13 protein-coding genes are annotated in these 13,249 nt (G+C 67.1%); 4 read left to right on the top strand and 9 right to left on the bottom strand.

What is annotated here, in order from left to right; translation table 11 throughout:
- Positions 1-4 precede the first annotated feature (4 nt).
- The 8 genes from QM701_RS03745 to QM701_RS03710 all read right to left on the bottom strand — a co-directional run bounded on the left by QM701_RS03745 (position 5) and on the right by QM701_RS03710 (position 7,809).
- Positions 5-1,198 (bottom strand): ABC transporter permease, encoded by a 1,194-nt coding sequence (locus tag QM701_RS03745; RefSeq protein ID WP_415165751.1) that lies wholly within the window; start codon positions 1,196-1,198, stop codon positions 5-7.
- Positions 1,185-2,474: an ABC transporter permease gene (locus tag QM701_RS03740; protein WP_415165750.1), complete on the bottom strand. Its 1,290-nt coding sequence runs from the start codon at positions 2,472-2,474 to the stop codon at positions 1,185-1,187. Before QM701_RS03740 ends, QM701_RS03745 begins: the two co-directional genes overlap by 14 nt.
- 2 nt (positions 2,475-2,476) lie before the next feature.
- On the bottom strand, positions 2,477-3,847 hold the full coding sequence (locus QM701_RS03735; RefSeq protein ID WP_415165749.1) for a Fe-S-containing protein: 1,371 nt from the start codon (positions 3,845-3,847) through the stop codon (positions 2,477-2,479).
- 99 nt (positions 3,848-3,946) lie between these two features.
- Positions 3,947-4,474: an iron transporter gene (locus QM701_RS03730; protein WP_415165748.1), complete on the bottom strand. Its 528-nt coding sequence runs from the start codon at positions 4,472-4,474 to the stop codon at positions 3,947-3,949.
- Positions 4,475-4,518: 44 nt separating this feature from the next.
- Entirely contained in the window at positions 4,519-6,447 is a 1,929-nt protein-coding gene (locus QM701_RS03725) for an FTR1 family protein (RefSeq protein ID WP_415165747.1), read from the bottom strand.
- Positions 6,448-6,613: 166 nt separating this feature from the next.
- The gene (gene rpsD / locus QM701_RS03720) at positions 6,614-7,234 is read right to left on the bottom strand and encodes a 30S ribosomal protein S4 (RefSeq protein ID WP_415165746.1); all 621 of its coding nucleotides are present in this window, start codon (positions 7,232-7,234) and stop codon (positions 6,614-6,616) included.
- A gap of 37 nt (positions 7,235-7,271) precedes the next feature.
- Entirely contained in the window at positions 7,272-7,526 is a 255-nt protein-coding gene (locus QM701_RS03715) for a hypothetical protein (RefSeq protein WP_415165745.1), read from the bottom strand.
- A gap of 13 nt (positions 7,527-7,539) precedes the next feature.
- Entirely contained in the window at positions 7,540-7,809 is a 270-nt protein-coding gene (locus QM701_RS03710) for a hypothetical protein (protein WP_415165744.1), read from the bottom strand.
- A gap of 366 nt (positions 7,810-8,175) precedes the next feature.
- Here QM701_RS03710 and QM701_RS03705 point away from each other — a divergent pair, with 366 nt between their 5' ends.
- From QM701_RS03705 to QM701_RS03690, 4 genes are all read left to right on the top strand, one after another.
- A complete protein-coding gene (locus tag QM701_RS03705; protein WP_415165743.1) occupies positions 8,176-8,973 on the top strand; it encodes a transporter in 798 nt (265 codons plus the stop codon).
- Positions 8,974-9,042: 69 nt separating this feature from the next.
- Complete coding sequence (locus QM701_RS03700) at positions 9,043-9,366, top strand: FeoA family protein (protein ID WP_415165742.1); 324 nt, start codon at positions 9,043-9,045, stop codon at positions 9,364-9,366.
- Positions 9,363-11,249: a ferrous iron transport protein B gene (gene feoB / locus QM701_RS03695; RefSeq protein ID WP_415165741.1), complete on the top strand. Its 1,887-nt coding sequence runs from the start codon at positions 9,363-9,365 to the stop codon at positions 11,247-11,249. Before QM701_RS03700 ends, feoB begins: the two co-directional genes overlap by 4 nt.
- A 154-nt stretch (positions 11,250-11,403) precedes the next feature.
- The gene (locus tag QM701_RS03690) at positions 11,404-11,616 is read left to right on the top strand and encodes an AbrB/MazE/SpoVT family DNA-binding domain-containing protein (protein ID WP_415165740.1); all 213 of its coding nucleotides are present in this window, start codon (positions 11,404-11,406) and stop codon (positions 11,614-11,616) included.
- A gap of 221 nt (positions 11,617-11,837) precedes the next feature.
- On the opposite strand, the gene QM701_RS03685 is transcribed toward QM701_RS03690, so the two are convergent.
- Positions 11,838-13,148, bottom strand: coding sequence for a CitMHS family transporter (locus tag QM701_RS03685; protein ID WP_415165739.1), 1,311 nt, complete (start codon positions 13,146-13,148; stop codon positions 11,838-11,840).
- Positions 13,149-13,249: the final 101 nt, after the last annotated feature.

Here is a 13,249-nt window from a genome sequence, read left to right as displayed (position 1 = left end):
CGGGTCATTCCCCTTTCAGTACGGCCGCCGGCTGGATCTGCATGATGCGCCGCATCGGCGCCACGGCGGCGGCCAGCGCCACCAGCGACAGGCTGGCGATGGTCAGCGGCAGCACCGGCCAACGCAGGTCGATGGCGGCCGAGAAGACCGCGCGGCCGAGCCCCTGCGCCAGCAGGTAGCCGAGCGCGCAGCCGGTGACGGTGGCGGCCAGCGCGGTCAGGCCGGTCTCGGCCAGGATTTGCAGGACGAGGTCGCGGTCGCGCGCGCCGAGCGCCTTCTGCAGCGCGAACTCGCGCGCGCGCTCGCCGACGATGGCGATCAGCGTGGTGTTCACGCACAGCGTGGACAGCACCAGGATCACCACCGAGACGAGTCCCATCAGGCCCTTGATCTTGTCCAGCACCTGGCCCTCGCTGGCGGAGACCTTGAGGATCGGGCGCACGTCGAGATCCGGGTGCTCGTCGCGCATGCGCGTGGCGAAGCCGTCGGCCCGGCCGAGGTTGCTGTCCAGGCTGAACAGCGCGTGGCTGATCTGGCCGGGCGCGTCCAGCCAGCGCTGGGCGAGGCCCAGGGTGACCACCAGCAGGTTGTCGGTGGCGTCGCCCGCTTCGATCAGGCCGCGCACGCGCAGCGCCTTGCGCGCGCCGCCCTCGACCAGCGTCAGCGTGCCGCCGGGCTGCAGCTCCAGGCGCTCGGCGAGCTTGCGCCCGAGCATGGCGCTGCGGTCGTCGAAGTCGACGCCGATCCAGTTGCCGCTGACCTGCCAGTAGGGCACCAGCTGGCGCAGGCTGGCGAAGGACAGGCCGAGCATCACCACCTTTTCCTTCTCGGTGCGGGCCATGCCGTACAGATACGGGCTGGCGGCGGTGACGAGCCCCGTCGGCGCGGCGGCGAGCACGGCGTCGTAGTCCGCCTCGGCCATGCGGCCGGTGCCGCCCGGCCCGACGTAGAAGTTGGCGCCGAAGCTGCGCAGCTCCTGGCTCATCTTGGCGTTGATGTCGAAATACACCGCGGCCATGGCGGTGACGATGGCCGCGCCCACGGCCAGCGCGCCGAAGACCACCAGCACCCGTTGCCGGCGCAGGCGCAGGGCGCGCAGCACCAGGTGCCAGAACATGGCGCGGCGGCGCCGCGCGACGGCGTCCGGCAGCATGCCGGGTTTCGGGCCGGTGCCCAAAACGGTCTCAGTGGCGGCCATAGAGCACCTCCACCGGATACAGGCGGGCGATGCGCCGCGCCGGCAGCCAGGTGCCGCTCACCGCGATGAACGCCGAGAGCAGCAGCACGCAGGGCACCACGACCCAGGCGAAGCCGAGCGGCGTGCCGAACAGCGCCATGCCGATGGCGCGCGCCACGCCCCAGCCGGCCAGGCAGCCGAGCGCGCCGCCGATCAGGCCGGCCAGCACGGCGTCGGCGTAGAACACCAGCAGGATCTGCCAGGGCCGCGCGCCGAGCGCCTTCATCAGTCCGATCTCGCGCGAGCGTTCCATGATCGTGCTGGTCATCAGCGAGGCGATGCCCATCGCCGAGGCGACCAGCGCGGCCAGCGTGACCACCGCCAGCAGGATCTGGATCTTGCGGATGATCGCGCCTTCCGAGGCCGCCACCTGCCAGATCGGCCGCACCACCGAGCCGGAGATGGCTTCTTCGAGCTGGTGGGCGATCGAGGAGACGTAGGCGGTGCAGTACCACAGGTCGTATTCCTCGGCGTCGAGGCTGTCCACGCCGCGCCGCGCCTTGCGCGAGAGCTGGGTCTCCGGCACGGTCAGCGCGGAGACGCGCACCGCCTGCACCTTGCCGGGCAGGTCGAGCAATTCCTGCGCCCGGGCGAGCGGCAGGACCAGTCGGGTTTCCTCCTCGCCGCCGGTGGTGAGCAGGCCGGTGATGGCGACCTCCTGCCGTCCGCCGGGGCCCTCCAGCGTCAGCACGGTGCCGACGTTCCAGCCGGCGCGCGCGGCCAGATGCCGGCCGGCCAGGGCCTGCGCCTCCCCGTCGGCGGGCCATGCGCCCTCCACCTTCCAGTACGGGCTGATGATCTTCTGGCCGGTGTGGAAGTCGTCCTCGTCCGGCACCGCCAGCGGCTGGTCGAAGAAGGTGCCGAGCACGCCGACCTCGCGTTGCTCTTTTCCCTGCGTGGCGTGCACGACGCCGGAGAGCAGCGGCGCGAAGCCGACGATGTTGTTGCGCCAGAAGATGTCCTTGATCACCGGCAGTTCCTCCTCGTCGAGGAAATCCTGCCCGGTCAGGGGACTGTCCTGCTCGCCGAACAGCGCGGGCAGGGTGGCCTGGCCGGCCGGCTCGATGAGGATGTTGGCGCCGTAGGATTTCAGCTCGCGCGCCATCTTGTCGCCGACGTCGATGGACACGGCCATCAGCGCCGACACCAGTCCGGCGGCGAGGAACACCGTCAGCACCGCCAGCAGCCGGCGGCGCGGGTTGCGCCGCCAGGATTGACGAACGATTCGCCAGAACACGGCTAGGGCTCCTGCAGGTATTTTTCCGGCGCCTCGCGGAAGGCTTCGTAATGCGCCGGATCGTTGAAGAAATAGGTGCGCGAGCCATGCGTGTAGCTGTACTCGGCGGTGGTGTTCTTGAGCTGGCTGCCGTCCACCGGGTCGGTCACGGTCAGTTCCACCACGGTGGTGAACATGGGCTGGCCGGCCTCCAGGCTGGCGCGCGGAATGCGCAGGGCGTCGCCCTCGACCTGCCAGCCTTCGATGGGCACCGGGTTGCAGCCGCCGGGCTTGCCGATCGACGGGGTGAACAGATACACGCCGCAGGCCACGCAGGTGACCTGGTCGCCCTGCTGCGCGTAGCCCTGGTCGCCGCACAGCAGGCAGGCGTCGAACACCACGGCCAGGCTGAGCTTGTCCGGATAGCGGTTGATGACGAAGAAGCGCACCAGCTTGCCGTCCTCCGCCACCCAGGCGAAGCGGTGCAGGCGGCCGTCGCGCAGCGGCTCCACGGCCAGCCGGATCTCGTCGCCGGCGTCGAGCGCGACCCGGGTGGCCTCCGACAGGCGCGGCGGGCGCGAGGCGACGGCCTTCCAGTACCACTGCACGCTGCCGGCCAGCGGCAGCAGCGCCAGCGTGCTCACCAGCACGCGGCGCGTCTCGCGGTACTTCGCCGTGGCCTGGCGGCGGGCGATGGCGTTCGCTTCCTGCCGCATGACGGCGCGCTGCGGCAGCACCACGCCGGCGGCGTACAGGCCGGCGCGCGCCAGCAGCAGGGCCAGAGCGGCGTAGCCGAGCTGGCCGGAGAACGCCGTCGCGCGGGCGATGACGCTGATCCAGCCGCGGGTCAGCGGCAGCACCTGCAGTTTGACCAGCGCCAGCATCAGCTCGCCGGTCAGCGGCACCAGCAGCAGGAGGGCGAGAAGCGCCATGAACGGCCGCCGCCAGCGCGGCTGGCGCCGCTCCATCCAGGCCAGCAGGAAGGCCAGCGCCGCCACCGTGGCGAAGGCGCCGGCGATGGCGGCGGTGTTCAGCAGCAGGTCGGTATTGACGATGCCGGTCGGCGTGACGGCCTTGAGCTGCGGGTTCTGTCCCCAGCGGAAGGCCGCCATGGCGATCACCAGCGCGTGCAGGGCGAGCGCCAGGGGCGGACGGCGCAGCGCACGCGGGCCGACCAGCAGGACCAGGATGGCGATCTGCGCCAGCGTGGCGCCCAGCACGAAGGTCTGCTCGGCCGGCCACACGGCGCCCAGCGCCGTGCCGGCGGCGAGCGCGATCACCGTCGCCAGCGCGATGCGCGGCGCGGGCACGCGCGCCTGCGCGCTCCAGTGCTGGCCCAGCAGCAGGACCGGGATCAGGAAACTTTGCAGGACCAGGACGAAGAAATGGCTCATCGATAAATGGGCGCGCCGACGGCGTCGGCGCGCGGCTCCTTGAAACGCAAGCGGCCGGTTCCGTGGAACCAGCCGTTTTGCCGTGCGGCGGGCACCGTCTTAGTTGAGGCCGGTGTACTTGAAGTCGAACTTGACGTCAAAGGGCTTCCACCAGCGGGCTACGCCGGTTTCCTTGTCGGTATGGCGGTGCATGCCGGCCTTGGGCGGCGGCTCGATGTGGTAGGTCACGGTGTAGTTGCCCACGCCCATCATCTTGATGTTGTTGCCGTAGTGGGGACCGTCGCTGGCCACCATGGGCATGAAGGTGCCGGTCTGCTTGGCGCCGGTGTCCTTGTTGACCAGGGTGTAGGAAATGGTCAGGTAGGGCATCCACTCGCCCTTGCCGAAGCCGTTCTTGTTGCCCTCGGTGGCGCTGATGTCGGCTTCCAGGTGGATGTCGGACTTGGCGGCCGGCAGGCCCATGCCGCGCGGTTCCATGTCGATGGGCTGCAGGTAGACGGCGGCGATCTCCATCTCGTTCATCGTCACCGGCTCCCCGGCCGGATATTCCTTGAAGGCGAACGCCTGGGTGGCGGTGAACATGGCGACGGCGCAGGCGCCGGAGTACAGGGTTTTACGGAAGTCCATGGTGGTTTTACCTTTTTAGAAAAGACCCGGAACGGGAAAAAGACTCAGGAAACCGCGGTGTTCTGCGGGGTAGGGCTGCCGGCGCGCTGGCGCGCCATGACCCACAGCGCGACCAGTGCGGCAACGATCAGTGCCGCCTGCGGCGCCAGGGTCTCGACATAGGGGTAGATGCCCAGCCAGCCGATCTCGGGCGCACCCGGCAGCAGCGTGGGCTGGAACAGCTTGCCTTCGATCAGTTCGAGCACGCCCTTGCCGGCGAAGACGAAGGCCATCAGGTACATGAACGAACCGGTGAAGAGGAAGAAGGGCTTGAGCGGCAGCTTGACGACCGTGTAGCGCATCACCAGGTAGGCGGCGAGCAGCAGGACGGAGCCGGCCACGAAACCCGCGCCGATGGATGCCATGTCGGCCGTGGAGGAGGCGTCGCCGAACAGGGCGAAGTAGAACAGCACGGTCTCGGCGCCCTCGCGATACACGGCGAGGAAGCTGGTCAGCCACAGCCCGACCAGCGAGCCCTTGCTCAGCGACTGAGACAGCTTGCCTTCGAGATAGGCCTTCCAGTGGCGCGCCTCGATCTTGGACAGCAGCCAATAGCTCATCGAGAACAGCATCACCACCGCGATCAGCATGGTGAAGCCTTCCAGCAGCTCGCGGCTGGCCCCGGAGTTGGCGAACAGCATCTGGAACAGCAGGGCGGTGACCACGCTGGCGCCGAGCGCCACGAGCACCGACTGGCGGATCAGCGGCAGCTTGTCGCGATGCTGGTTCTTGACCAGGTAGGCGACGATCGCGGCGACGATCAGCAGCGCCTCCAGCCCTTCGCGCAGGATGATCAGCAGGCTGTAGATGAACAGGCCCCAGCTGCTCTGCTGGCCGGAGCCGCCGAGCATCTCGGCCGCCTTGTTCAGGTCGGCGTTGAGCGAGGCGGCCTGGGCGGCGACCTCGTCGGCCGGCCGGCCCGCCTTCATCAGGCTGACCATGCGCGTGAAGTAGCCTTCCAGCGTGGTCTTGACGCCGGCATCGCGCGCGCCGACCTTGTTCTCCATGCCGGAGGCCTCGAACAGGTCGAAGTAGCCGTCCTGCACGGCCATGATGGCCTGCTTGGCGTCGCCGTTCTTGTACTGGGCGATGGCGGCGGCGACGGCGGCGTCGATGTCGGCGACGACCTTTTTCCAGTCGGTGTTGGCGCCCTGCGCGTCGGCGGCGGCCGGCTGCGGGTTCTGGTCCGGACGGGTGGCCGGCAGGTCGGGCAGCAGGTCGCCGATGTCCTGCAGCAGGTTGGTGATCTCGTAGCCGAATTCGCCGTGCGTGGCCTGCTTTTCGGCCAGTTCCATCAGCTTGGTGAATTGCTTGTTGATGGCGCCCGACTGTTCGCTGGAACGGAACTGGCGAATGGCGATTTCCATTTCGGAGTTCTTGTAGCCGTCGTACTGCGCCTGCTGGATCTTCTGGCGCACCTCCTCCACCTTGCCCGCCTCGTGGGCGCTCATGGCCTCGGCCAGCCGGTCGTCGATGATCTGCATGCTTTGCCGCCAATGGGGCAGGATGCGCGGATCGTCATAACCGCCGTGCTGGCTTTCGGCCACCAGCTGGTGGCCGCTGCTCAGGTGCGGCACCACCTCGTCGATCTCGGCCTTGAGCTTGCCGATGCGCGCGGCGACCTCGGCGTGCGGGCGCCCCGCGGCGATCATCTTGCGAATCTCGCCGAACGCGCTTTCCATCTCGATGCTCTTCTGCGCCGACAGGTTGATGCGGATCGGCCCCTCCAGGTTCTCGAACACCTCGAAATAGGCGCCCTGCACCTGGGCCCGCGCCTCGGTGGCGTCCTGCTTGGCATAAAGCTCCGCCGCCAGGTCCAGGCGCCGCTCGATGTCGCGCGCCAGCGCCGGGAAGTCCGGCGCCGAAGAGGTCGCGGCCGCGGCCGACAGGGCCAGCAGCAAGCCGCTCAGAAAGCAGAAGAACCAGTACCGCATGGCAAGGACTCTCTCGATTGATGGCCTGGATGTTTCGCCGCTTTTGTGTCCGTCATGGCCGTCCGCGGCGTCCGTTCAGCCGAATTGCAATACCAGGAACAGCACCGCGCCCGCGATCAGCACGCTGATGATCAGGCTGTTCCCGGACATTGCCCGTGCCATCCGGCTAGATGCGGGTTGCGTAATATTCGACGACGCGCTGCACGTCGAGCGGGAACGGCGCCGCGTCGGCGCCCTCCGGCAGGTGCGTCAGCTGGGCGGACGGCGCCTGCGCATCGAGCGCGATCCATTCCGGGCGTTCGAGCGCAGGGTCCTTGAGCGTGGCCTGCAGCAGTTCGAGCTTCTTGCCGCCTTCGGTCGGCCCGAACACGTCGCCGGCGCGCACGCGGATCGACGGGATGGTGGCCCGGCGCCCGTTGAGCTGGATGTGCCCGTGGTTGACCATCTGCCGGGCCGCGGGAATCGTCGGCGCGAAACCGGCGCGGAAGACCATGTTGTCGAGCCGGCGTTCGAGCAGTTCGACGATGCGGTTGCCGGTGGCGCCCTTCTGCCGCTTGGCTTCCTCGACGATGCGCCGCAGCTGGGTTTCCGTCACGCCGTAGTTGAAGCGCAGTTTCTGCTTCTCCATCAGCTGCAGCCCGAACTCGGACTTTTTCCGGTTCGCCTTCTGCAGGCCGTGCTGGCCGGGCGGATGGTTGTGGCCTTCGGTGCTTTTGCGGGACAGGCCGGGCAGGTCAACGCCTAGCGCGCGCATGACTTTGCGTCGGGGTCCGGTATAACGCGACATGGTTGTTTCTCCAATCGAAGCGAGGGTGGTGAGACGGTCAGTGCAATACAGCCGGCGCTGACGACAGGTTGGTCCGGTGCTGCGGCGGGCAGGACTGGACGTGGGCGGCGAGCTTCCATTCCTTGAGCGCCGCGGCGAGAGTCTCCCGGAGGTGGCCGTCGAGCGCGTCCGGCTGCTTCAGCAGGGTCTCCAGGTGCATGCACAGGGCGGCGCCCTTGCTGGCCGTCGTGCCGCGCAGGGCGGACGAGGAGAGCAGGGCGATGATGGCGGCGAGCCGAAGTTGCTGGGTCATGGCGCTGGATCGATCAAAACGTGGAATCGGAAGGGAGGGAGCGGCTCCGGCGCGCGGGACCGTAATGGTCGCCGGCGGCCGCGATGGTTTCCGCCAGGCGCTGCGCTTCGCAGCGCAACTGCGCGTCGTTCTGCGGATCGTCGGCGATGCGGTTGAGCAGCAGCGACGCGAGGTACGCCGCGCGCGGGCAGGCGCCGTCCCCTTCCATGTGCAGGGCCAGATACGCCAGCGCGCCCGACAGAATGCGCGGCGTGCTCCCCGGTGAAACAGCGTTGTCCGTCACGGCCTTTCTCTTTTCGGCAAAAAGTGGGCGTTGCTTGTCGGCGATGCCGGGGATTCGGAAGCATTTCTCATCGTCGATTTCCGAACACGTCGTTGTTGTGAGCCTTTCTCATCGAAAGACCCCAAATGTAACAAATGCGAATAGTTATCATTACGCACTATTTTTGGTGTAGCGTCAACCCCGTTTCCGCAAAAACACCACTGCGGCGTCGCCGGCAACGCTTGGGAGCTCTTGGGAATTTCCTTTGTTTTCATGTGGATATGTATGCCTCATGCATCCCTCGTTTTCTTGTTGCGGGCGATAATCGTTGTCACCTAAAATGTGAAGCATTCTCATGGAACTTTTTATAACCTAGGAGGTCCGCAAATGCAACATCTGTCTTTCAACTCCTCGCGGCTGCTTTCTTCCGCCGCCCTGCTGGCTGCGCTGGCGGCGTTTTCGACGTCTTCTTCGGCGCTGCAGCCGTTGATCACCGACGATACGGGAACGCAGGGCGAGGGCGGCAACCAGCTCGAAGTCTCGTACAGCCACGATCGCACCCGGGCGGGCGGCGAGACCGAGCGGGTCCATTCCGTGCCCGTGGTCTACACCTACGGCCTGACCGACACGGTCAACGTCTACGCCGGCATCGCCTATCAGCGCATCCGCGTGCCGGGCGACGACGCCAACGGTTTCAGCAACACGGTGATCGGCGCCAAGTGGCGGTTCTTCGAAAACGAGGATTCCGGCACCAGCCTGGCGATCAAGCCGGAAATCGCCGCGCCGGTCAGTTCGCACCGCGAAGAGGACGGCCTGGGCACGGGCAAGACCTCCGGCGCGCTGACCTTCATCCTGAGCCAGGACGTGCCGTTCGGTTCGATCCATTTCAACGCCGGCGTGGGGCGCGACCGGTTCCGCAATTCGGACGACAACGCGACCACCAAGCATCTGTCGGTGGCGCCGGTCTGGGACGTCTCGGAACAATGGAAGCTGGCCGCCGACTTCGGCGTGGACTGGTCGCGCGCCAACGGCGACACGGTGCGCGCGAAATATGGTGAAATCGGCGCGATCTATTCGGCGAACAAGGATCTCGACCTGGCGGTCGGTTTCATCCGCACCACCGACAACGACAGCCCGAAAGCAAAAACCAATACGTGGACGGCCGGGCTGACCTGGCGTTTCTGAGAGGTTTCGATGAGCGATCATGCGGCTGGCGCGCGCCAGCCCGTGTGATCGGGGTAATGGGAGATTGATTTGAAAACGAACGACTGTGTTCCTTCGTGTTCGACGCTGGACCGGGCGATCATCGGCGAGGCGCTGGCCGTGCTGCGGATCGACGCGCCGGCGCAGGCGCCGGAATGGGGCCGCTGGCTGGAGGAAATCGGGTTCGTCCCGGGTGAGCAGGTGCGCCTGATGGCCAAGGCCGTGCCGGGCGGCGATCCGATGGTGGTGCGCGTTGGCCAGTCCACCTTCGCGCTGCGGCGCGCCGAGGCGGCCTGTATCAGCGTGGTGCCGGTCGACGCCTTCGCCGCGTCGTCGTCGCTCGACCGGGCGGTGGCGGAAGGAGCGCGCGCATGAACGAGGCCGTCATCCACCTGCATCCGAGCGGGCCGCTGATGGCCCTGGTCGGCAACCCCAACTGCGGCAAGACCGCGCTGTTCAACCTGTTGACCGGCAGCCGGCAGAAGGTCGCCAACTACGCCGGGGTGACGGTCGAGCGCAAGGAGGGCAAATTCGTCACGGCCTCCGGCAAGGCGGTCCGCGTGCTCGATTTGCCGGGCGCGTACAGCCTCTATCCGCGTTCGCCCGACGAGCGCGTGACCTGCGACGTCCTGTTCGGACGGGCGACCGGCGAGAAGCGGCCGGACCTCGTCGTCTGCGTCGTCGATGCCACCAACCTGCGCCGCAATCTGCGCCTGGCGCTGGCCATCAAGCGGCTCGGACTGCCCTGCGTGGTGGCGCTGAACATGACCGATCTCGCCGAGAAGCGCGGCATCCGCGTCGCGCCCGAGGCGCTGGCGGCGGAACTCGGCATGCCGGTGGTGAGCACGGTGGCGGTGCAGAGCAGCGGCGTCGAGGCGCTGCTGGCGCTGGTCGACGACCAGAGCGTGTGGCGCGCCGTGCCGCCGAAAACCGAGGCGGACGAGGCGTCCGAGCACGGCGATCACCTCGCCGTGCGCAAGATCCTGCAGAAGCTCGACCTCGATGAGATCGTGCCGCACGCGGCGAGCGACCGCATCGACCGTTTCGTGCTGCATCCGGTGCTCGGTCCGCTGCTGCTGGCCGCCGTGCTGTTCCTGGTCTTCCAGGCGGTGTTCGCCTGGGCCGAAACGCCGATGGGCATGATCGAGGAGGGCACGAAATGGCTGGGCGCGCTGGCCGGCAGCCGCCTCGCCGACGGCTGGCTGAAGAGCCTGATCGTCAACGGCATCATCGCCGGCGCCGGCGGCGTGCTGGTGTTCCTGCCGCAGATCCTGATCCTCTTCTTCTTCATCCTGGTGCTGGAGGAATCGGGCTACCTGCCGCGCGCCGCGTTCCTGCTCGACCGGCTGATGGGCTGGGTCGGCCTGAGCGGGCGCTCGTTCATTCCGATGCTGTCGAGCTTCGCCTGCGCCATTCCCGGCATCATGGCCGCGCGCACCATCAGCAATCCGCGCGACCGGCTGGTGACGATCCTGATCGCGCCGCTGATGACCTGCTCGGCGCGCCTGCCCGTCTATGCGCTGCTGATCGGCGCCTTCATCCCGCAGCGGGAAGTGTGGGGGACGTTCCAGATGCAGGGGCTCGTCCTGTTCGCCCTGTATCTCGCGGGGGTGCTCGGCGCCATGCTGGTGGCCTGGCTGCTCAAGCGCTTCACCGCGGCGGGGCGGCAGGTGCGGCCGCTGATGATGGAGCTGCCGAGCTATCACATGCCGACCGTGCGCAACGTCGCCATCGGCCTGTGGCAGCGCGCGACGATCTTCGTCAGGCGCGTCGGCGGCATCATCCTGATCTCCAGCGTGCTGCTGTGGTTCCTGGCCAGCTATCCGGCGGCGCCGGAAGGCGCCGACAAGTCGGCCATCGAATACAGCTTCGCCGGCCAGATGGGCAAGGCGATGTCCGTCGTCTTCGAACCGATCGGCTTCAACTGGCAGCTCAGCGTGGCGCTGATCCCGGCGATGGCGGCGCGCGAAGTGGTGGTCAGCGCGCTGGGCACGGTGTATTCGCTGTCCTCCGACGACGAGGCGGAGACGGAAGAGGCGTTGAGCGAACAGATTTCCGGTTCGTGGAGCCTGGCGACGGCGCTGTCCATGCTCGCCTGGTTCGTCTTCGCGCCGCACTGCCTGGCGACCCTGGCGGCGGTCAAGCGGGAAACCGGCGGATGGACGATCCCGCTGGTGATGGCCGGCTATCTGTTCGGCCTGGCCTATCTCGCCGCGTTCGTGACCTACCGGGTGGCGCTCTTTTTCGGCGCGGGCTGATTCTGGAGGTAAAGGCAATGCCCTGAAAGGCATCCGTGAAAAACCCGGCTTCGGCCGGGTTTTTTTCGATCTAACTCAGGCAAACGGCGACTGGCTTCCCGGAGTAAACCGTTTATTCTTACCAAATCCTGATCGATGGTTCGAAGGTGCGACCATGACCGCCACCGCCACCCTGTCCAGCAAGTTCCAGATTTCCATTCCCAAGGCCGTGCGCGAGGAACAGCACTGGCAAGCCGGGCAGGAATTCGTCTTCATCCCCAAGGGCAAGGGCGTGCTGATGATGCCCGTGCCCGAGCTGAACGAGCTGGACGGCATCGCGGAGGGTACCCGCACCGACGACTACCGCGACCGCGCGGACCGCTACTGACGGTGCCGCTGCTGGCGGCGGACCTGCTCTGCGCGCACAAGCTGGCCACCGTTGACGCCACCGTCTATGTGACGGCGCAGCGCTGGGTTGCCGGGCGTGGCGCTGTTTGCCAAGGCTCCCTGAGGGGGCCGGGCGGGCGATCTCCTGCAGAGAATAAAAAAACCCCGGCCGGAGCCGGGGTTTCGCTTTCCGGCGCCTGTGACGAGGCGCCGGGACGGGGGTCAGAGATGGATGTGGCCGAGCACGACGGCCGTCGCCAGCCAGATCAGCGAGATGCCGACGGCGGGCAGCAGGGCGAATTTCTGCAGGTCGCCGAATTCGACCTTGTTCAGGCCGACCAGCAGGTAGGTGGAAGGCACCAGCGGGCTGAGCAGGTGGGCGCCCTGGCCGATCAGCGCGGCGCGGCCCATCTCGGCGGCGTCGATGCCGTACGCGGCGGCGGCCTTGGCCAGCACCGGCAGCACGCCGAAGTAGAAGGCGTCGTTGGTCATGAAGAAGGTGCCGGGCAGGCTGACCAGCGCGGTGATGAACGAGAAGTGCGGCCCCAACGATTGCGGGATGCCGGCGATGATCATCTTGGCCATGGCGTCGACCATCTTGGTGTCGGCCAGGATGCCCATGAAGATGCCGGCCGCGAAGACCATGGCGACGACCGGGGTCGCGTTGGCGCCGTTGGCGGCGATGCGGGCCTGCTGGTCCTTGTTCTTGTAGTTGATGAGCAGCGCCAGGGCGGTGCCGATAATGAACAGGATGGCCAGCGGCAGGACTTCGTTCATCAGGCAGACCATCAGGACGACGACCAGCGCGGCGTTGATCCAGAACTTCTCGGGACGCTTGAGCTTGGCGACCTCGGGATCTTCGACGATGGTGTCGTGGCTGGTGTCGTGCTTGAGGTCGAGTACGCCGAGGCGGGTGCGTTCCTTGAGGCCCCAGCGATAGCCCATGAAGCAGACGAACAGGGTGCCGAGCACCATGCCGGGGATCATCGGCACGAAGACCTGCGAGGCTTCGACGTTCAGCGAGGCGAGGACGCGCCCGGTCGGGCCGCCCCACGGGATGATGTTCATCACGCTGTTTTCCATGACCGCGAGCGCGGGCAGGATGATCGGGTTGATGCCCAGCCGGCGGTGCACGGCGAGCATGGCCGAGCAGGTGACGAGGTAGGTGGTGGAGCCGTCGCCGTCCAGCGAGATGAAGGCGGCGAGCAGGGCGGTGCCGACGCAGACTTTCATCGGGTCGCCGTGGACCGCCTTGAGGATGCGCGAGATGATCGGGTCGAACAGTCCCGCGTCGATCATGATCCCGAAGAACAGGATGGCGAAGCAGATCATGATGCCGGTCGGGGCGACCTTCTTGACGCCGTCGAACATCATCTTGCCCAGCTTGGCGTCGTAGAAGCCCAGGCCGACCGCGAAGACGATCGGGATGAGGATGAGCGCGTTCATGGCTGACATGCGCTTGGACATGATCAGGTACATGAATACGATGATCATGGTGAAGCCGGCAATCGCCAGCGTGGTCGGATCGTTCATGAATGACTGCTCCCAGTAGTTGAATAAACGAAAATCACCGTCGTCGCACGGGACCTTTATTCGAACTCCATGATCCCGGTGCATTCGGCCGGCAATCTATC

The sequence above is a fragment of the Propionivibrio sp. genome, assembly GCF_047602565.1.
In the GTDB taxonomy this organism is placed as follows: Bacteria; Pseudomonadota; Gammaproteobacteria; order Burkholderiales; family Rhodocyclaceae; genus Propionivibrio.
This window is presented reverse-complemented; position numbering and strand designations above follow the sequence as displayed.